Annotated in this window: 17 protein-coding genes; 6 read left to right on the forward strand and 11 right to left on the reverse strand. The window is 65.7% G+C overall.

Translation table 11 applies throughout. The annotated features are described in order from the left end of the window. Nucleotides 1-14: 14 nt before the first annotated feature. From C7402_RS47530 to C7402_RS40315, 7 genes are all read right to left on the reverse strand, one after another. Nucleotides 15-1,772 carry a trypsin-like peptidase domain-containing protein gene (locus C7402_RS47530; RefSeq protein WP_165842104.1) on the reverse strand — a complete coding sequence of 586 codons (1,758 nt, stop codon included), beginning with the start codon at nt 1,770-1,772 and terminating at the stop codon, nt 15-17. A gap of 330 nt (nt 1,773-2,102) precedes the next feature. Next, nucleotides 2,103-2,444: a DUF4148 domain-containing protein gene (locus tag C7402_RS40290; RefSeq protein ID WP_116614516.1), complete on the reverse strand. Its 342-nt coding sequence runs from the start codon at nt 2,442-2,444 to the stop codon at nt 2,103-2,105. A gap of 180 nt (nt 2,445-2,624) precedes the next feature. Further along, nucleotides 2,625-3,194, reverse strand: coding sequence for a chromate transporter (locus tag C7402_RS40295; RefSeq protein WP_112177206.1), 570 nt, complete (start codon nt 3,192-3,194; stop codon nt 2,625-2,627). Next, entirely contained in the window at nt 3,191-3,763 is a 573-nt protein-coding gene (locus C7402_RS40300; protein WP_224040015.1) for a chromate transporter, read from the reverse strand. The genes C7402_RS40295 and C7402_RS40300 overlap by 4 nt, the downstream gene beginning before the upstream one ends. A gap of 132 nt (nt 3,764-3,895) precedes the next feature. Beyond that, nucleotides 3,896-4,348 (reverse strand): MarR family winged helix-turn-helix transcriptional regulator, encoded by a 453-nt coding sequence (locus C7402_RS40305; RefSeq protein WP_112177207.1) that lies wholly within the window; start codon nt 4,346-4,348, stop codon nt 3,896-3,898. Nucleotides 4,349-4,467: 119 nt separating this feature from the next. Further along, the gene (locus C7402_RS40310; protein ID WP_116614517.1) at nt 4,468-4,737 is read right to left on the reverse strand and encodes a hypothetical protein; all 270 of its coding nucleotides are present in this window, start codon (nt 4,735-4,737) and stop codon (nt 4,468-4,470) included. Nucleotides 4,738-4,789: 52 nt separating this feature from the next. Beyond that, entirely contained in the window at nt 4,790-5,236 is a 447-nt protein-coding gene (locus tag C7402_RS40315; RefSeq protein ID WP_116614518.1) for an Ohr family peroxiredoxin, read from the reverse strand. 324 nt (nt 5,237-5,560) lie between these two features. Here C7402_RS40315 and C7402_RS40320 point away from each other — a divergent pair, with 324 nt between their 5' ends. Continuing rightward, nucleotides 5,561-6,598 carry an extracellular catalytic domain type 1 short-chain-length polyhydroxyalkanoate depolymerase gene (locus C7402_RS40320; protein ID WP_116614519.1) on the forward strand — a complete coding sequence of 346 codons (1,038 nt, stop codon included), beginning with the start codon at nt 5,561-5,563 and terminating at the stop codon, nt 6,596-6,598. A 17-nt stretch (nt 6,599-6,615) separates the two neighbouring features. On the opposite strand, the gene C7402_RS40325 is transcribed toward C7402_RS40320, so the two are convergent. The 4 genes from C7402_RS40325 to C7402_RS40340 form a co-directional block, all read right to left on the reverse strand. Then, a complete protein-coding gene (locus C7402_RS40325; protein WP_116614520.1) occupies nt 6,616-8,004 on the reverse strand; it encodes a DHA2 family efflux MFS transporter permease subunit in 1,389 nt (462 codons plus the stop codon). After that, nucleotides 8,001-8,429 (reverse strand): MarR family winged helix-turn-helix transcriptional regulator, encoded by a 429-nt coding sequence (locus C7402_RS40330; RefSeq protein WP_116614521.1) that lies wholly within the window; start codon nt 8,427-8,429, stop codon nt 8,001-8,003. The genes C7402_RS40325 and C7402_RS40330 overlap by 4 nt, the downstream gene beginning before the upstream one ends. Nucleotides 8,430-8,619: 190 nt before the next feature. Further along, the gene (locus C7402_RS40335; RefSeq protein ID WP_116614522.1) at nt 8,620-9,156 is read right to left on the reverse strand and encodes a hypothetical protein; all 537 of its coding nucleotides are present in this window, start codon (nt 9,154-9,156) and stop codon (nt 8,620-8,622) included. 6 nt (nt 9,157-9,162) lie between these two features. Beyond that, nucleotides 9,163-11,217 (reverse strand): alkyl/aryl-sulfatase, encoded by a 2,055-nt coding sequence (locus C7402_RS40340; RefSeq protein WP_116614523.1) that lies wholly within the window; start codon nt 11,215-11,217, stop codon nt 9,163-9,165. 780 nt (nt 11,218-11,997) lie between these two features. On the opposite strand from C7402_RS40340, the gene C7402_RS40345 reads away from it, so the two are divergent. From C7402_RS40345 to C7402_RS40365, 5 genes are all read left to right on the forward strand, one after another. Beyond that, the gene (locus tag C7402_RS40345; protein ID WP_116614524.1) at nt 11,998-12,357 is read left to right on the forward strand and encodes a YtcA family lipoprotein; all 360 of its coding nucleotides are present in this window, start codon (nt 11,998-12,000) and stop codon (nt 12,355-12,357) included. 27 nt (nt 12,358-12,384) lie between these two features. Further along, on the forward strand, nt 12,385-13,428 hold the full coding sequence (mdtN, locus tag C7402_RS40350) for a multidrug transporter subunit MdtN (protein WP_116614525.1): 1,044 nt from the start codon (nt 12,385-12,387) through the stop codon (nt 13,426-13,428). Between the two features lie 15 nt (nt 13,429-13,443). Then, a complete protein-coding gene (locus C7402_RS40355) occupies nt 13,444-15,582 on the forward strand; it encodes an FUSC family protein (RefSeq protein ID WP_116614526.1) in 2,139 nt (712 codons plus the stop codon). Nucleotide 15,583: 1 nt separating this feature from the next. Next, complete coding sequence (locus C7402_RS40360) at nt 15,584-17,098, forward strand: MdtP family multidrug efflux transporter outer membrane subunit (RefSeq protein ID WP_116614527.1); 1,515 nt, start codon at nt 15,584-15,586, stop codon at nt 17,096-17,098. A 158-nt stretch (nt 17,099-17,256) separates the two neighbouring features. Beyond that, nucleotides 17,257-18,333, forward strand: a complete 1,077-nt coding sequence (locus tag C7402_RS40365; protein WP_372460375.1) for a transporter — start codon at nt 17,257-17,259, stop codon at nt 18,331-18,333. Nucleotides 18,334-18,382 lie beyond the last annotated feature (49 nt).

An 18,382-nucleotide genomic window follows, 5' to 3' on the forward strand; every position in this document is an offset into this window, starting at 1 on the left:
GTCGCCGAGGCGCGTTACCTGAGCTTCACGGCAACGAAGCTGCGCGCATTGTTACGCTGGATCAGCAGCGACATGCTTTTGCTCGCCTTCGCTTCGAGGGCGGCCGCTTCCTCCTGCGACTCGACCAGGGTGCTGTCGAGCGAGAGCACGACGTCGCCCGGCCGCACGCCCGCGCTCGCGGCGGGGCCATTGGACGCTTCCACCATCAAGCCGAGCGGCAGCCCGGTCGAGCGCTTTTCGTCGGCGCTCAGGGCGTGCATGACGAGGCCGAGGCGGTCCGCCGCGTGCCGGGCGGCGGGCGCGGTCGCCACGGCGGCGGGGGTGGCTTGCGCGCTCGTGTCGGTCATCACCGTCTTGACGGCTCGCACGTTGCCTGAGGGCGGCGGGCTCATCGCATCCGTCGCGCCAGGTGCGGCGCGCGCGTCGGTGGCTTGCGCCGCCTGGGCCGCCGGGATCGCCGGGATTGCCTCGGTTGCAGCGGCGGCCTTCGGCTCGAATGCCGTATTCGAGAATCCCGCCTGGGTCGCGTGATGGTTGCGGATCACCTTGAGCGAAGCGGGCGTGGCGGGCGGCACGGCGGCGAGTTCCGCAGCGAGTGTCGAGGCGCGGTCCACCGGCTTGTTGCCCACCTGCACGATCACGTCGCCGGCCCTGATGCCCGCGTGGCCGATGGGCGAGGCGGGGTCGACGGCATCGACCAGCGCGCCGCCGGTGCCCGGCAAACCAAGCGCCGCGGCGAGGCCGGGACTCACGTCTTCGACCTGCATACCGAACGTGCGGATAGCGCCTGAACTGGCGGTGGCGTTGGCGGCGTTGGCGGTCGGAGAGGCGCCTGCGGGCGCGGCCTTGCTCGCCGCCTGCAACTGCGCGCGGAACTGGTTGGCCGCTTCGATCGGAATGGCGAAGGTCAGGCCTTCGTAGCGGCCGCCGTCCGCGTAGACCTGCACGTCGATGCCGATCACCTCGCCCGCGCGATTGAATAGCGGGCCGCCCGAGTTGTCGGGATTGACCGCCACATCGGTCTGGAGGAACGGGAACGCGCGGCCGTCGGGCAGCGTGCGCGAGGTCGCGCTCACAATGCCGGTGGTCACGGTGTTCTGGTAGCTGTCCGGCGAGCCGATCGACAGCACCGGTTCGCCCACGTGCACCTTCGAGGCGGCACCGAGCTTCACGAACGGCAAGTCGTGGGCGTCGATCTGGAGCACGGCCACGTCGCTTTGCGGATCGACGGCGACCACCTCCGCCTTGAACTCGCGCTTGTCGGTGAGACGCACGCTCACTTCCTCCGCGTTGTCGACGATATGCGCGGTGGTTAGCACGACGCCGTCAGGGCTGACGATGAAGCCCGAGCCCGCGCCCATCATCACGCGCGGGCCGCCGGCGTCGGCGCCGGAAGCGGGGCGCGGCGCGCGCTTGAAGAACGCGAAGAACGGATCGTCGGCGTCGATGGCTTCCTGCTCGGGCGGCGCGGTCTGGTCATCGGCGCCGCGCGCGATCACGTGCACGACGGCGGGCCCGTAGCGCTCGGCAAGAGAGAAAAAGTCGGGCGCCGCCCCGGCGGTGGCGGCCGTGACCGCTGTGTCCGCAGTATCCGCACTAGTCGCGGTATCCGCATTGTCCGCGTTGTCCGCCGTGGCGGGCGGGGTTGCCGGGGGCTTGCTGGCGGCGGCTTGTTCTGCGGCCGGTTTGGCGGGTGGCCTGGTGGCCGGTGAAGCAGGCGTTGCCGCGTTCGCCTGGAGGCTGAACGCGCCGGCAAGCACGGGGACTAGCACAGGTAAAAGCGCGGGTGAAAGCGCGGGTGAAAGCGGAAAGGCAACCGCAAGGGTAAGCGCCGCCGCGGGGCGCGAAGTGCGGGCGAAGATCAGGCGGAGCACAGCACACCTCCCAGTGGTCATCGTGCTGGCGGGCGGCACCCGGTTGCGCATGGCAATCGCGTGCCGACGCACATAGTGTAGTCACGCGGCGAGGCAATTGGGGGGGAGGGTTTGTCCTGTAACGCACGCAAAACGCCCCGCTCGTTTCGGGCGGGGCGTGACGTTTCGTCGAGCGCCTTCGGCTGCGCCGGACGCTTGCGGTTTCGGTGCGGGCGCGGCGACCGCGGCTCAACTTCCCGAATACAGATTGCAGAAGCTCACCGGCCCCACGCACTCCGTGTGCGGCGCGCCGGCGGCGCTCGTGCCTTGCATGGGAGCGCCCATGCCGCTGGGTTCCTGCTGTTGTTGCTGTTGCGCCTTCGCGCGCGCGACTTGCTGTGCGAATACGGGGCTCACGTCGGGATACGAGCTGTCGGTCACGAACTGCGAGCCGTTGGCCTGCGCTTCGATCAACTGCTCGCGCACCTGGGCGCGCGTGAGGCCCTGGGCCGATGCGGTGGAAAGCGCGCCGATGCAAGCGAACGTGACGAGCGAGGCGAGCGAGACGATAAGCGGGCGGCGGGTGTTCATTTCGAACTCCTTAAGAAATAGCGTGGTTCGGCAACCGGTGGAGATCCGGTCGATCCGACGGAGACTGCAATGGGTATACCCCGCCAGGTACCGTCCTATTCCCGTGGAGTTGTAACGGCCGCTTTCGCGCGTGGCGAAGAAGCGTTAGCTATCAATCATGCGGAAGGAGGCGGCGATGCGCTACGTGAGCTGCACCTGGAGCCAGTGCGGCAGTGCCGCGCCGGCGAGGCTCGCGCCCAGCAGCGCGAGCGCGCCGGCCAGCAGCAGAACGAGCGGGCTCACCCGCGTTCTGAGCAGCACGCAGAGCGAGACCACGGCAATCGCCTTCGCGGGAAGGCCGCCGTTGAGCGATTTGAGCAGCACCCAGCCCGCCGCGAGCATCATGCCTGCCGCGATCGGGCGCAAGCCGCGTTCGAGCGCCAGTTGCCACGCGGCGCCCTGATAGCGGCCCCATATATGCGTCACGCCGTAGATCAGCAAACCGGTGGGCAGCAAGAGCGCGGCGGTCGCGACGACCGCGCCCCAGAAGCCGGCCACCTGCCAGCCGATGAGCGTGACGAGCAGCGAGCCCGGCCCCGGCGCCATGCGCGAGATCGCGAAGTCGGCGGCGAACTGCGAGTGCGTCATCCACGCATGCACGTCGACGACCTGACGCTGGATCTCCGCGATGATCGCCTGGCCGCCGCCAATCGTGACGAGCGAAAGTGGCGCGAAAATGGCGGCAAGCTGACCGAGCACGCGCGCGTTCATCGCGCGCCCCGGCGAATCGCCACGTATTCGTAGAGCACGCTCAAGCCGCCGCCAGTCACGACCACCCAAACGAGCGGCAGGCGCAGCACGCCGATCGCAACAAATGTGGCGACCATCAACAACAGGGGCGGCACCTGGCGCCGCACGCGCCGCGCGGTCACGACGCCCATCGAGAGCGACAGGCCCGTGGCTGCTGCGGCGGCGCCCGCGATCAGGATCTGGGTCAAGGGGTGCAGGATCAGCGCGCCCACCACGGTGCCGAGCAGGATGATGACGAACGCGGGCGGCACGACAATGCCGGCCACGGCAACCGCGGCGCCGCGCCAGCCCAGCAGCCGGTGGCCGATCCAGATGGCCATGTTCTTGACGTTGATGCCGGGCAGCGCCTGCGAGATGGCGAGCCCGTTGAGGAAGTCTTCTTCGCTGATCCAGTCGCGATCCTGGACGAATTCGCGCAGCAGCCAGCCGCTCACGCCGCCGCCGAAACTCGTCAAGCCGATGCGGCTGAAGATCAGAAAAAGCCCGGGCAGCGTGGGGCGCGGCGAGACGTGTGGCGTGGGTGCAGTCACGGAGAGGGCGCAGGTGGGTGATGCGGCAAGGGGCGGCGAAATTATAGCGCCACCGCGCGGGCAACGTTGAGGCGTCAACGAACCCTGCCGACTATCATTGGCCCATGTGATAAATCAATTAGATGGCAATCCTCAGCGATTTTGCACGTGCTTGATGAGGTTCTCGCGCAGCGTGACGATCTGCTGCTGAAGCTTCACGAATTCGTCGGCCCCGAGCGCGGTGGCGTCGGTGAGGTCCATCTTGAAGCACTTTTCGCGCAGCCGCCGGCCGCTCCTGGTGAGGCTCACGCGCACCTGGCGCTCGTCCTCGGGGTCGCGCCGCCGTTCGAGATAGCCCATGGCTTCGAGCTTCTTCAGCATCGGCGTGAGCGTGTTGGATTCCAGGAACAGCTTTTCGCCAAGGCCGCTCACGGTCTGGTCGTCTTCTTCCCAGAGCGCCACGATCGCGATGTATTGCGGGTAGGTGAGACCGAGTTCCTCGAGCATCGGCTTATAGGCCTTGCCGAACGCCAGGTTCGTGGAATAGACCGCGAAGCACAGGAAGTCGGAGAGCGGCATCTCCGTGGGGCGTTCCGTCGATTTCATCGGGATCCTCGTTGGGCTAAGGGTGCGCCGGCAAGCGGCAATCTTATCGCATGCGATTGTATCGCAATGGATTCAATACCGCTTGCGGGTCACGGCTCCGCCCGGCCCGGCGCACGGGCTTAGTGGTGTGCGAACAGCGCATCGCGCTGCGCGATGGGGGTGCGGCTGCCGGCTTCGGCGCGGCCAACGACGCTGCCGCCATAAGCCGATTGCGCGGTGCTTTCGTCAGCGCCTTCGGCGGCCAGCGTCTGGAGGCTCTGGCCCCGTTGCGACGCCGGAGCGCCGACGGTGGGACGGTAGCCGGGCGCGGGGCCATAGCCGCTGGCGAATGCAGGTGCGGCGGTGGCGGAAAGGACGGCGAACAGGGCGACGATGAGTTGGGTCTTCATGATGGGATCTCGCTAGAAAAGTGACTGGCTGGATTGAGGGTGAGCGTTTGGCTTACGCCGTGACGACGTTCATGGCGACTTCGATGTTTCCGTGCACGGCCTTCGAGTACGGGCAGATCTGGTGGGCCGAGCGCGCGAGCGCCTCGGCGAGTTCCTGGGCCACGCCCGGTACGCGCACAGTGAAGTGGGCGCCAAGGAACCAGCCCGGGCCGGTCTGGCCGACGTCGACCTGAATATCGACGGAGGTGTCGGCGGGCAATTCGACTTTTCTCAGTGAAGCGGCGATGCCAAGTGCGCCGATATAACAGGCCGACCAGGCGCCCGCGAAGAACTGCTCGGCGCTCGGGTGGGGCGCGGCGCCGATGAATTCGTGGTTCTCGCCGCCGGGGGCCGACAGCTTGATGTCGACGGCGCCATGCTCGCCGTGCTGGACGGCCGGGTCGCGATTGACGGTCGTGTGGGTCTTGCCGGAGAAGATGACGGTTTCGATTCGGGTCATGATGGGTTCCTCTGACACTTGGATGCGTGGCTATTTAGATCGTATGCGATGTAATCGCATGCGTCTAATATTGGACGAAGCCTTCGCGTATGTCAAGCGCAAAAGATTAAATCGCATACGATGTATTGATAGGGCGACGGAAGGGCCATATCGAACGTGGGGCAGGGCCGAAGCATGGACGCGCAGAATTCAGCGGGCGGCAAGGGCCGCTAAGATGGCTGGGCTCGCAGCGTTTCGGTCGCTGTCTTTCCTCAGTCCTTTCCCTTGTCCGCCGCGCGTCGCTCGGGGCGTGACGTGAACCCCACGCCTTGCTGCCCTTTGCTCATGCCCAGGAAAAAGACCAGCGTCTGGTTCAGAGGCCTCGAACTGCTCACGCCCCCTATCGCACCGCGTGCCAGGAAAAAGGCCGCGAATGCCAAGCGAGCGGCTGGTCCGGCCGGCCGCTGGATTCGCTCGTATCATTCCGCGCCGCCACTGGCCGGGCACCTCGTCAACCACCTTGCGTATTCGCTGTATCTGCCTGCGGCGGTAAAAGAGGCGGCCAGCGCCGGGCTGCCACTCGTCGTCATGCTGCACGGCTGCAAGCAGACTGCCGAGTCGTTCGCGGCAGGCACGCGGGTTTGCCGCCTGGCGGAGCGCTCGGGCTTTGCCGTGCTGCTTCCCGAGCAGGCGAAAACGGCGCATGCGCAACGGTGCTGGCACTGGCATGGCGAGCCGGCGCAGTCCGAGGCGCCGGCCATCGCGTCGCTCGTCGATGCGATCGTGCGACAGCACGGGTTCGACCGCGAGCGGGTCTACCTGGCGGGCATCTCGGCGGGAGCGGGTCTCGCGGCCGTGCTCGCCCTGCGCCATGCGAGCCTGTTTGCCGCCGTGGGCCTGCATTCGGGACCGGTGTTCGGCGCGGCCACGTCCACGATGAGCGCCATGCACGTCATGCGCCGCGGCAGCCGCGACGACCCGGTGAGCCTGATCGACGCCGCCATCGGCGGCATCGCGCATCCCGGCATGCCGGCCATCATCGTGCACGGCGAACTCGACGCCGTCGTGGCGAAGCACAACGCCGAGCAACTCGGCCTTCAGTTCGCGCACGTGAACCGCCTGATCGACGCGCAGGGCGTCTTGCGTGCGGGCGAGATCCGCACCTATCGTCAGGACGACGTCGATTACACCGACTTTGTGAAGTCGGGGCGGCTCGTGGTGCGGGTCTGCATCGTTCGAGGTCTCGGGCACGCGTGGAGCGGCGGCGACCCGGACGTGGCGTTTCATTCGGCCAGAGGGCCAAATGCCATGTCGATGATGTGGCGGTTTTTCCAGCGCCAGCGCCGCAGCGTGGCGCACGGGGCGGCGCGATCGCCGGCTTGAGCGGCGTCGTGCGGGCCTTAGCGATCGCTTGCGTGGCGCACTCGCACGGGAAGCAGCATGGCCCCGGCGAAGCACAGCAAGTGCAGACCGGCGAGCGCGGCGAATGCCGGCAGAAAGCGTCGCGGCTCCCCGGCCGAAGAACTTTGCACTGCCAGGGAAACGGCCATGGAGACGAGCGTCGTTGCGACCGGGCCGCCAATTCTTTGCGCGATATTCAATGCGGTGTTCGCCACGGGCAGTCGCGCCTTCGGCATCGACGCATAAGCGGCCGCAATCGAAGGGATGCTGATGGTTCCCTGGCCCACGCCCGCGAGAAACAGGCTGACCAGCGCCACGCTCGTGGAGAATGAGTGGCCGGTCATCCACAGGAACGGGATCGTGGCGAGCAAGGCCAGCAGCGCGCCGCTGGCGGCGAGCACGCGGCAGCCCAGGCGCTCGGTCAGAAAGCCGATGCATGCAAACGAGGCCATCATGCCCACGCCCGTTGCGGCGAGCAGCGCGCCCGCGTGCGCGGTGGACAGCCCGCAACCGGCTATGAGGTACAGGGGAACGGCCAACTGCCGCCCGTACAGCATGCCGTTGGCGAAAAACTGCGTGACGGCCGGAACGGCGAAGCTGCGCTGCGCAAACATCGTCACATCGATCAACGCCGATTCTCCGTGCCGCTTCGAGTACCACACGAAACCCGCGAGCAAAGCCGCGCCGGCAACGAGCAGCGCCTGGCCCGACGTGTGGGCAGCACTCTGGAAGCCATAGACGAGCGCCACGAGACCCGGCGAGATCAGCGCGAAACCGGCGAAATCGAAGCGCCTGCGCTGCACAAGGCCCGCGTCGGGCGGAAGCAGAAGGATGGCCAACGCAATGCCGCTAGCGCCAACGGGCAAGTTGATGAGAAAGAGCCAGGGCCATGACGCCTTCGCGAGCACGGCGCCCGCAAGCACGGGGCCGAGTATCGGCCCGAGCAGAATGGGCAGGGTGGCGTAACCCATGATGCGTTCCATGTTCTTGCCCGCCACGCGCCCGATCATCATCTGCGCCATGGGGGCGAGCACACCGGCAACGAGGCCCTGGAAAACGCGCGCGCCGATCAGTTGCTGCATGGTCTGCGCCACGGCGCACAGCATCGAGGCGAGCGTGAAGGCGGCGAACGAGAACAGATACAGACGCTTCGCGCCCACGCGGTCCACGAGCCAGCCGTTGAGCGGCAGCATCAGCGCCATGGCCAGCAGGTAGCCGCTCACGATCCACTGCGCCGTGGCCACGGGCGAACCGAGCGCATGGCCGATCGTGGAAAGCGACACGTTGACGAGCGTCGAGTCCATCTGCGCCATGAACGAGCCGATGGAGACGACCGCCGCCACTTTCCAGACCAGCGGATCGATACGCCCGGCGGGGTTGGCGTTCATCGTTCCGCCAGTTTTCTGATGAGCGCGCCGGCCTTGAACAACGTGGCGCGTTCGCTTTCCTCCAGTTCCGCGATGGCTTGAGAGAGCCACATTTGCTTGGCGGCGCGCGTCTCCTTGCGGAGCTGCCGGCCCTTTGACGTCAGGTCGATGAGTATCCGGCGCCCGTCCGTGGCATGCGGCGTGCGGGCGACGAGGCCCAGTTCCTCCAGCGCCGCGATCGTGGCGCCCATCGACTGGGGCCGCATGGCCTCGGCGCGCGCGAGCGCGGCAATCGTGGCTGGCCCGTCGCTGGCGAGGCGCGACATGACGACGGATTCCGTCATCGAAAGGGCGTCGGCGTGGGACTCGTTGCGGGTGCGCCGCACGAGCATGCCGATTGCCTGCATGAAGTCGATGACGGCGGGTTCTATGGTTTTGACGGACATGATTAGCCACGCGGCTTCGGGGGGTGCATGTCTCGCATAATGGAGATAAACAGCTAAACTTGCAAGTTTACCTGTTGAAAAAAATCGATTGGATGTAGAAGACAAGAGGCAATGAGGAAGAAAAGGGACCGGAAAACCGGTCCCCCTTGGGTTCTCGCATCCTGGGTCTTGCGTCAGACCGCAATGACACTCAAACCGGCGGCGCCTCGCAGTTGTCGCAAACGGCAAGCGACTTCCCGATCACGCCGCGCAGTTTCTCGCTGTGCTGCGCGGGCGCGTCGATTAGGAGCAGATTGTCGTCGAGCGCGCTTTGCAGATCGACACGGCCTGCCAGCAACGCCTGAAGTGTGACGTTGGCCACGACCAGCACGACGCTGCGCTTTTCGACGTCTTCCGTGGCGAGGTCGGGCATCTCGGGCACGATGTCGGGATCGAAACCTTCCGCCGTGGCGTGGAAGAAACCCCAGGTCTCGCCTTCGATCAGCAGGACATAGAAGTCGGGCAGTGCCAGCAACTCATCGATCGCAACAGACGTTTCGAGGCGATCCTGAAACACCTTGAGTGTTTCGATGGCGGCCAGCCGTTGCCGCGCGGTGGCCAGCACGCCTTCGGTCTTGTCTTCGGTGAGGAGTCCGCTGTCGATCGCGCCGCGCGTGGCGGTCGCGACGCACAACGCCATCGGATGACCGATGCCGAATTCGATCTTGAAGTTGCAGATAGCGCACATGGTTCGTCAGGGCGTAACGATATTGAAGAACAGTTCGAAGCTGTCAAGCCAGGTCACGAATTCGCCGAGCTTCTGGCTGTCGCCGTCCACCTTCGCCTTGCCCGCGATCACGAGGCTGTGCATCGTGGTGTCGCCCAGCATGATGTTGTTCAGGTCGTGGCGGCTCATGGTCAACGACGCGTCGGCGGTGCTGGAGGTCCGGTCCTTCGAGTAGTGCAAGGCCGAATTCTCGACGCCGACGAGGTACTTGTCGTCCGTGTCCGTGAGCACGAGATTGAACGACAGCGACTTGCCGGCGGCCTTTTGCGCGTCGAGCCGGATGCCGAGGTAGTCGAGGAACATGTCGAGCGGCATGGCGCGGATCACGTCCGGGCTCTGCGGCGTGGCCGTGAGTTCCTTGTGAACGCCGTTGCGCAGCTCCATTGCGCCGGTCAGATAGATGTTGCGCCAGCTCGCCGCCTCGGATTGGTAACCCAATTGCTCGTAGGTGTCGGCCAGCAGGTGCTTTGCCGCAACGTTTTCCGGTTCCGCAAACACCACGTGGTTGACGACCTCGGCTACCCAGCGGTAATCGCCCTTGTCGAACGACGCCTGCGCCTTCTTCAGCACGGCGCTGGAGCCGCCCATGAATTCGACATAGCGCTTGCCGACCTCGACAGGCGGCAGACGGTGCAATTCGGCAGGCACGCCGTCGAAAAAGCCGAGACGCAGGTTGTACTGAGCGACGAGGTTGTGATACGTGGCGCCATAGTAGCCGCGGCAGTACCAGTGCTTCGAGAGGCTGTCCGGCAGATGCAGCATGTCGCCGATCTCGCGCGGCGTGTAGCCGCTGTTCGCGAGGCGCATGGTCTGGTCGTGCAGATAGCGGTACATGTCGCGCTGTGCGCTCACGAACGGCACGATGCGCTCGTTGCCCCACGTCGGCCAGTAGTGCGAGGCGAACAGGACTTCCATTTCGCCACCGAACATGTCGAGCGCCATTTGCAGATACTTCGACCAGAGCAGGGCGTCGCGCACCTTGGCGCCGCGCAGCGTGTACAGGTTGTGTTGCGTGTGCGTCGCATCCTCGGCCGCGCAGAACGCCTTGAACTTCGGCAGATAGAACATGAATTCCGTCGGCGCTTCGGATTCCGGCGCCATCAGCACGACGAGTTCGACGCCGTCGAGCACCAGTTTTTGTCCGGTTTTTTCCGCGTATTCGGCGGGGATCGCGAGCGTCATCGTGCCGGTGGAGCCGGTTTTGCCGAGGCCGGCGTCCACCACGCCGACCGCGCTGCGCGGCAGCAGATTGCCGTACATGTAAAGCGCGCGGCGGCCCATGGCATTGCCCGCGATGATGTTCTCGCTCACGGCGGCCTCGACAAAGCCCGCCGGGGCGACGACCTTGACCTTGCCCGACTTCAGGTCGTCGTCGCTCACGATGCCGCGGACGCCGCCGTAGTGATCCGCGTGGCTATGCGTGTAGATCACATGGGTGATGGGGTGATCGCCGAGATGCGGGACGACCAGGTTCTTCCACACGTACGACGAGACTTCGATCGTCACCAGCGGGTCGACGACGATAAAGCCCTTGTCGCCACGAATGATGCTCATGACCGAAAGGTCATAGCCGCGCACCTGCCAGATGCCTTCGGTGACCTTGAACAGGCCGTGATTCATGTTGAGCTTGGCGTTGCGCCAGAGGCTGGGGTTCACGGTGTTCGGCGAGTTGTTTTCCGGGCCGCCGGTGATGAACGCGAACTGCCCGAGGTTCCATGCATCCACGCCTTTGGGGCCCGGAATCTTCACCGGATCGGGCAGCTTGGCGACGAGTCCGCGGCTCGCGTCCTCGAAATCCTGCGTATCCGCGAAGGAGAGGAAATGCGCGTAGGCCGCGTTCGCGTCGAGCGTGGCGCGCGTGGGCGGCTTGGGCGCAATGCCCGTGGGGCTGGCCGGCGTTGCGGCGTCCGCGAAAGATTCACCCATCACCGTTCCGAGGCCTGTCGCCACGCCGGCTACGGCGACGTTCTTCAGGAACTTGCGGCGTGTGCCGGGATGCTCGCGCTCGTTTTTATCGGACATGAAAGATTCTCCAGGTTGTTGCTTTTGCCAGGTTGTCCTTCATTTTCACGAACGTCATCACGTAAAGGCTCTTGTGAGCCAGGATGCGCGGCGCGCGCCCGCATCAACGAAATGGAATTCCCTGAAAATGATTGGTAAGGGAGAGGAAGCTGAATGGTCAACACTGCTGATAAAGAATGAATCGTTTTGGCCTTCCTTCATGCGGTGTAATCAGGCGACGTCGGATCCCTATTTTTTCAATGAAGCGATAAATATTTTTCGGAAAAAATAAAAATACGAATATCGAAAACAAAAACCTTCCTCTGCCATTTGATCTGGCGGGCGTATGAAATCGAGACCGGGCGCGAGTCAAAGCGGAGTATTGGCTAGACCGTGTTCGATCATTCTATGCTAGATGGCTTGAGGCGCGCTGCGTCTATCCCTTAAGGAAGGTATGCGATCCGTCAAAGGAATTTAAAAAATTGACTGTCTGACTGTGGGTGCAGTGTGAGCGAAATGTTCGCGACCTAATAATGATTCGCTATCTCATATGTCGGCGCAATGTGAATCGCGTCACGAGAGATCGTTTTTTTTGTAAGTTGAAGTGATCTGACTCGTGAATAGGAAGAATCTTATTTTGATGCTCGTTTGTTTGACGTCCAATTATTAATTGATTGAAACGTGGGGCGTGAGTGATCCCGGTAAAGTGCGCAGCACATTCGATTGTCAAACAAGAGCGCGGGTGTGCAACAGCGGCAACAGGCAGAGACCGGCCACATTTCCGCAACCTCGAAGACGCCTATGAAAGATCAATACTGCGAACGACTTCATGAGTATCGCGAACGCAAGCGTCGTCGATCGATGCCCGCCAGCCGCAACACATCCCGCTTGCCGCTGTGCGGCCTCGTCGCACGAGCGCTCTCATGCCTTGCTGCTGCGGCGCTCGCCGGGTGCTCGGCGTCGCCCTCCATCAGCGTGATGGGCGCCTTCTTCCCCGACTGGATGTTCTGCGTGCTGGGCGCGCTGTTGTTCGTGCTGGCCATACGCGGCGTGCTCATCCACGTACAACGAGAGCGTCTCCTGGGGCCGCCGCTGCTCGCCTTTCCCGCGCTATGGCTACTCTTTTCCCTGCTGATCTGGCTACTCCTCTTCAATTCCTGATATTCCTGACTATGACGGAGCGGGTTCATGGCTAGCACGCCGAATCAAACTTCAAGCAAGATCGTCCCGGCTGTGCTGGCGGTAGTGGTGCTCCTTGTGCTGGCCTATGTGCTCTGGCGAGTCGATACGTCGCCACGTACCGACGACGCCTACGCGTACGCCGACTCGATCGACGTGGTATCCGAAGTCAACGGGCGCATCGTCAACATGGCCGTGCGCGACAACCAGGCGGTCAAGCGCGGCGACGTGCTGTTCGCGATCGACCCGCGCCCCTTCGACGACGAACTGGCCCGCGCCAACGCCGCGCTCGCGGCGCTCGACAGCCAGATCACGCTGATGGAGCGAACCGTGAAGGCGCAGCAATATGGCGCCGACTCCGCGCACGCGGCGGTCGAGCGCGCGCGCGCCGCCGCCGCACAGTCGATCCAGACGCTCAAGCGCACCGAGCCGCTGCTCGCCAAAGGCTATGTCTCGGCCGAGGATGTGGACCGCGCACGCACGGCGCAGCGTGCTGCCGAGTCGGAGCTGGAGGCCGCGCGCCTGCAAGCGCAGCAGGCCTCGGCGGCCGTGACCGGCGTGGATGCGCTGGTCGCACAGCGCGACGTGGCGCGCGCGGAAATCGCGCTCGCGCAGTACCGCCTGGACATGGCGACGGTGCGCGCGCCCTTCGACGGCCGGGTGGTGTCGCTCAAGACAACGACCGGTCAGTTCGCCTCGCCGTTCAAGCCCGTTTTCACGCTCATCGACACGCGGCACTGGTACGTCGTCGCCAATTTTCGCGAGACGGAACTGAAGAATATTCGCGCGGGCACGCCGGCGAAGGTCTATTTGATGTCGGACACCGGGCAGCAGTTTCAGGGCCGCGTGGACTCCATCGGCTACGGCGTGCTGCCGGACGATGGCGGGCTCGTGCTCGAAGGCCTGCCGCGCGTGCAGCGCAGCCTGAACTGGGTGCGCGTGGCGCAGCGCTTTCCCGTGAAGATTCTCGTCGATCGGCCGGATGCGGAGCTGTTCCGCGTGGGCGCTTCGGCCGTGGTCAAGCTCCAGCCTGGCGCGCGGGCGGCGCGCTGAGACGGGACGCTGCCCATGAACGACACCTTTGCGCAACGCCTCGCGCACACCTTGTGCTGGTTTGCCGCCGAACTCGCGCCGTTTCCGGGGCGCGGCCAGTTCGCGCTGCGCCTCACGCTCGCTTCCGCCATCGCGATCGTGATCGGGGAGACGTTCCAGATTCCGTACACGGTGCTGTCGCTGGTCGCCGTCTTCTTCACGGCACAGGCAAATGTCGTCCTCACGCGCGTGATCTTCATCGTGCTGTCGCTCGCCGACTTCATCGCGGTGTGCGTGTTCGTCTTCCTCCTGAAGCTGACCTACGACTACGCGTTGCTGCGCATCATCGCGTCGGGCGTGCTGTTCTTCTGCTTCATGTTTTGCGTGCGCGTGTCGAAGGCCGGCCTCGTACTGCTCGGGCCGGCGCTCGTCGTGCTCTACGCACAGTCGTTCGTCGACCAGACCGGCCAGGCCGACTACCTCGTGCGCCAGGTGTTGTGGTCCGTGGGGGCCATCACGTATGGCAGCGTGCTCGCGCTGATCGTCAATACGGTGTTCGCGTCGACCAATCCGGTGCGACAGTTCGAGGGCGAAGCGCATCGCCAGCTTGGCCGCGCAGCCGCCCGGCTGGGTGCGCTGGCAGCGGGCGAGACCGCTGCGCCGCCGTTGTCGGGCGGCGAACTGCAACGGCAGTCCGCGGCGCTCCAGGGCTTCGCGACGTTCGCCAACATGGCCGACGCGAAAGATCCCGCGCGCCAGCAGTACCGGCAATGCTGCGTGGCCGCCGTGCTGCATGCGCAACATCTGTGCAACACGCTGCCCGCCGTGCTGCCGCACGCGACACCCGTGCTGCGCCGCGCACTCCAGCGGCTCCAGGCGCAATTGCTCGCGTTCGACGCGGCCATCGCCGCGCACACTTCGTTCCGGCCGGAGTGGACGCCCGACGCGCCGGAGCGCGCAGCGCTCGCCACACTCGCGCAGGCCGACGATCTCTACCGCACCCTGCAAGCAGTGGCGCATTTCGACAGCGCCGCCGTGCCCGCGCAGAAGCCGCCCAGGCCACCGCTCGTGCCCCCCGACGTGTTCACCAATCCCGCCTATGTGCGCTTCGCGGTGAAGGTGCTGATCTGCGGCCTCACGGGCTATTTCGTCTTCAACGTCCTGCAATGGCCGGGCATCCATACCATCCTCATCACGAGCGGCATGGTGGCGCTGCCGGGGCTCGGCACCTCGGTGCGGCAGATGACGCTGCGCTTCTACGGCGCGTTGCTGGGCAGCGTGAGCGCGTTGCTGGTGTTCGTGCTCGTCATGCCGTACATCGACACGATTTTCGGACTTCTGCTCGCCATGCTGCCCGTGATCGCGGCGGGCGCGTGGCTGACCGCTGGTTCCGAGCGGCTCGCCTACGTCGGCACCCAGGGCGCGGCGACCTTCGCGCTCGCGTTGCTCGAACACTTCGGTCCCAGCACCGACCTCACCGAGATTCGCGACCGCATGGTTGGCATTCTGCTTGGGGTGAGCATCTGCTGGGTGGTCTACGTGTTCATCTGGCCGGAAAGCGAAAGCGGCGCCACGCGCGTGAAGCTCGCGGCGCTCGTGCGCGCGCTGGCGGAACTCGTGCGCTCGCCCGCCCGGCGCGACGACCCGCAGCAGCAGATCGCCTACGCGAAGCAGCACATGCAGTGCTGGGCGGCGCTCAACGCGTGCAGCATGGACCTCGAAAAAGTGCGCTACGAGCCGCGCTACAAGCGCGGCGCGCCCGCGCGGCTCGCGGCTCAGGCCGAGCGGCTGCTTGCCGTGAGCCGCGACCTGCTGGTGAGGCAGGACCACGTTCACGGCGAGACGCTCGCCGCGCTCGATCCCGCGCAAGCACGCGTGACGACTGCGCCCGCGCTCGCCACGGCCGCACGGTTGCGCGACGAAACCGCCAGTCTGCTCGACATCTACGCAAAGCGCGTGGTCGAGCAGGGCGAGCCGCCCACGCGGGAGCAGGAGCAACTGCGCGCCCACGCCATGCAGATTGCCGGCCCGGCCGATACACCGCTGCTCGCGCACGTTCAACGCCTCGCGCTGGCGGCGGCGGACCTGCCTGGCTGGGAAACGGCCAACTCCACGACAACTGCCGGCGCGAGCGCGATTGCCACCGCTTCGCGGTCCACCGGAAATCTGCCCTGACATGAACAAGAAACACGTCTTCGCCAAGGTCTGCCGCGTTGGTGTTCTGAGTGGCGTCCTTGGCGGCGTCCTGAGTCTGACGCCGGGTTGCGCGCTGATGCGCAACGACGCGCCCGTTCATGCGCAGATTCCGCCCGAGCGCATCCGGCTCGCGAGCGACATCCACCTGGCTCGCGACGGCTGGCCCGACGCGCAATGGTGGACGCGCTATGACGACCCGCAACTCGACGCGCTGATCGAGCGTGCGCTCAAGGGCTCACCGACCCTTGCCGCCGCACAGTTGCGCGTGGCGCAATCGGGCTCGCAGGTCGATCTGCTCAGGGCGGGCTCCAATCTGCAAGTCTCGGCGCTGGGCTTTCTCAACGAGCAGCATGTGTCGTCTAATGGCTTCCTTGGGCCCTATGCGCTGAACGCGCCGAAGCTGGGCTTCAGCGGCCCGTGGTACACGGAAGGGACCGTGGGCCTGTTCGCGGGACTCAATGTCGACATCTGGGGGCGGCAGCGCTCGCTTGTCGAGGCGGCCATCGGGGCGCGCAACGCGCGCGTTGCCGAGGAGGCGGCCGTCGAACTGGCCATTTCCACGGAGGTCGCGCAGCTTTACTTCAGCATGCAGGCCAGCTATCGGCTGCTCGACCTGTTGCGGCAAACGCGCGAGGTGCTCGCCTACGCCGTTCAGGCGCACGAGGGCAAGGCTGCGACCGGCCTCGAAGCGAGGGTGCCCATGCATGGCGCGCGCGGACAACTGCTGGGCGTGGACCGGCAGATCGCGGCGGCGCAGGGTCAGATCACGCAGACACGCGAGATGCTGCGTGCCGTGGTCGGCGGGGGCGCGGACAGCCTGCCGGAGATCCGGCCCGTCGCGCTGCCGCAGGCGGCGGCTGGTCTGCCTGCTGTGCTTTCGTACCAGTTGCTGGCGCGCCGTCCCGACCTTCAGGCCATGCGCTGGTATGTGCAATCGTCGCTGAGCGAAGTACAGGCCGCCAAGGCCGCGTTTTATCCGAGCATCGACATCAAGGCGTTTTTCGGGCTCGACACCATCCAGCTCAGCAAGCTCTTTCGCGCCGCGAGCACGCAATTCAACCTGATTCCGGGGCTCTATTTGCCGATTTTCGACGGCGGGCGCCTGAACGCGAACCTGGGCGGCGCGCGCGCCGCGAGCAATATCCTGATCGAGCAGTACAACCAGGCCGTGCTGGACGCCGTGCGCGACGTGGCCGTGAGCGGCAGCCGGCTGCAAACGCTCGACGAGGAGCGTGGCCTGCAAGCGGACAAGGTCGAAGCCGCGCGTTTCGCGCAGGAGGCGGCCGACGCGGCGTACCGGCGGGGCCTCGCCAGCCGCCTGAGCGCCGAGGAGGCGCGCCTGCCATTGCTGGCGGAGCAGACCGCGCTGCTCCTGCTGGACGGCGAGCGGCTGGGTCAGGACCTCATTCTGACACGGGCGCTGGGCGGCGGGTACGAGGCGCAGGACGTGGCCCAGCTAGACGATGGCGCTCGCGACGCGCCGAAAACCCCTTGAATCCCGCGAACCCGCGCGCGGCCGGCATTCGCAGGCGCTGGCCGATCCGGTCGCACAGCAAGCCATACATCTCCGCGCGAGTGTCTTAGCACACCCACATGGCCCGCGCGTGTCGCCGCCAGGATTCGCGCGCTTGCCTGCAAAAGCGCCCATGTGGCATGCTGTGCGCCGATCAACCGGCCACGACGACCATGGATTTCGCTTCGTCCGTTGCAACGTATGGCGCCGACCTGTCGGGCCTGGTTTGCGGCTTTCGCTTCACGCCCGGCCAGCCCGGCCAGCCTGTCACGTGCGACGACGTGCTCGACGCGCTGCGTCGCCCCCTCGCCGAAGGCGAGCCGCCTTCAGCGAGCGCCGACACGTTCTACTGGCTCCACTTCAATCTCGCGCACGCCGCGGCGCAACCGTGGATGCGCGCGCATCTCGACCTGCCCGACGCGTTCTTCGAGATGCTCGTGGAAGGCTCGCACTCCACGCGCATCGAGCATGTGGACGGTGCGTTGTTCGCCGTGGTCAACGACGTGATGTTCGATTTCGAGCTCTCTCCCTCGCAAATCGCCACGCTCTGGACGTACACGCACGAGCGCATTCTCGTGACGGCGCGCCTCAAGCCGCTGCGCTCCATCGACCGCCTGCGCGGCTATGTCCGCAACGGCGAGACGTTCCGCTCGCCCGCCGAACTGCTGATCCACCTGATGCGCGACCAGGCCGACCTGATGGTCGAGATCGTGCGCCGCACGAGCGTGGACGTCGATCGCGCCGAAGACCAGTTTCTCGCCTCCCGCCGTTTCGGCAGCCGCCACGATCTCGCGGCCATGCGGCGCATACTCGTGCGCCTGCAACGGATGCTCGCGCCCGAGCCCGGCTCGGTATTCCGGCTGCTGGCGCGCCCGCCGCGCTGGCTCCAGGCGCCCGACGTGCAGGACCTGCGCGAAGCGACCGAGGAGTTCTCGCTCGTTCTCGGCGACATGGCCGGGCTCGTCGAGCGCATCAAGCTGTTGCAGGAAGAAATAGGCGCACGGCTCGAAGAGCAGAACAACCGCACGCTGTTCACGCTGACGCTCGTTACCGTGCTCGCGCTGCCGATCAATATCGTGGCGGGTTTTTTCGGTATGAACGTGGGCGGCATTCCGCTCGCGGAAAACCGGCACGGCTTCTGGCTCATGGTGGTGGTGGTCGCCACCTTCACGGCGCTGCTCGGCTGGTGGGTGTTCCGCCGGCGCCGGGATTATTGAGGGGGCAGGGAAAGGCGCGGCAGCGCTGCCGATGCGACATGCATGAGCG

Origin of the sequence: Paraburkholderia unamae (assembly GCF_003096875.1) — a bacterium.
Classification (GTDB): Bacteria; Pseudomonadota; Gammaproteobacteria; order Burkholderiales; family Burkholderiaceae; genus Paraburkholderia; species Paraburkholderia unamae.

Bases quoted from the DNA above. Each gene is read 5' to 3' on its own strand.
- C7402_RS40290 (WP_116614516.1), bottom strand. From the start codon at position 2,444: ATGAACACCCGCCGCCCGCTTATCGTCTCGCTCGCCTCGCTCGTCACG.
- C7402_RS40295 (WP_112177206.1), bottom strand. From the start codon at position 3,194: ATGAACGCGCGCGTGCTCGGTCAGCTTGCCGCCATTTTCGCGCCACTT.
- C7402_RS40305 (WP_112177207.1), bottom strand. From the start codon at position 4,348: ATGAAATCGACGGAACGCCCCACGGAGATGCCGCTCTCCGACTTCCTG.
- C7402_RS40310 (WP_116614517.1), bottom strand. From the start codon at position 4,737: ATGAAGACCCAACTCATCGTCGCCCTGTTCGCCGTCCTTTCCGCCACC.
- C7402_RS40315 (WP_116614518.1), bottom strand. From the start codon at position 5,236: ATGACCCGAATCGAAACCGTCATCTTCTCCGGCAAGACCCACACGACC.
- C7402_RS40320 (WP_116614519.1), top strand. From the start codon at position 5,561: ATGCCCAGGAAAAAGACCAGCGTCTGGTTCAGAGGCCTCGAACTGCTC.
- C7402_RS40325 (WP_116614520.1), bottom strand. From the start codon at position 8,004: ATGAACGCCAACCCCGCCGGGCGTATCGATCCGCTGGTCTGGAAAGTG.
- C7402_RS40330 (WP_116614521.1), bottom strand. From the start codon at position 8,429: ATGTCCGTCAAAACCATAGAACCCGCCGTCATCGACTTCATGCAGGCA.
- C7402_RS40335 (WP_116614522.1), bottom strand. From the start codon at position 9,156: ATGTGCGCTATCTGCAACTTCAAGATCGAATTCGGCATCGGTCATCCG.
- C7402_RS40340 (WP_116614523.1), bottom strand. From the start codon at position 11,217: ATGTCCGATAAAAACGAGCGCGAGCATCCCGGCACACGCCGCAAGTTC.
- C7402_RS40345 (WP_116614524.1), top strand. From the start codon at position 11,998: ATGAAAGATCAATACTGCGAACGACTTCATGAGTATCGCGAACGCAAG.
- mdtN (WP_116614525.1), top strand. From the start codon at position 12,385: ATGGCTAGCACGCCGAATCAAACTTCAAGCAAGATCGTCCCGGCTGTG.
- C7402_RS40355 (WP_116614526.1), top strand. From the start codon at position 13,444: ATGAACGACACCTTTGCGCAACGCCTCGCGCACACCTTGTGCTGGTTT.
- C7402_RS40360 (WP_116614527.1), top strand. From the start codon at position 15,584: ATGAACAAGAAACACGTCTTCGCCAAGGTCTGCCGCGTTGGTGTTCTG.
- C7402_RS40365 (WP_372460375.1), top strand. From the start codon at position 17,257: ATGCTGTGCGCCGATCAACCGGCCACGACGACCATGGATTTCGCTTCG.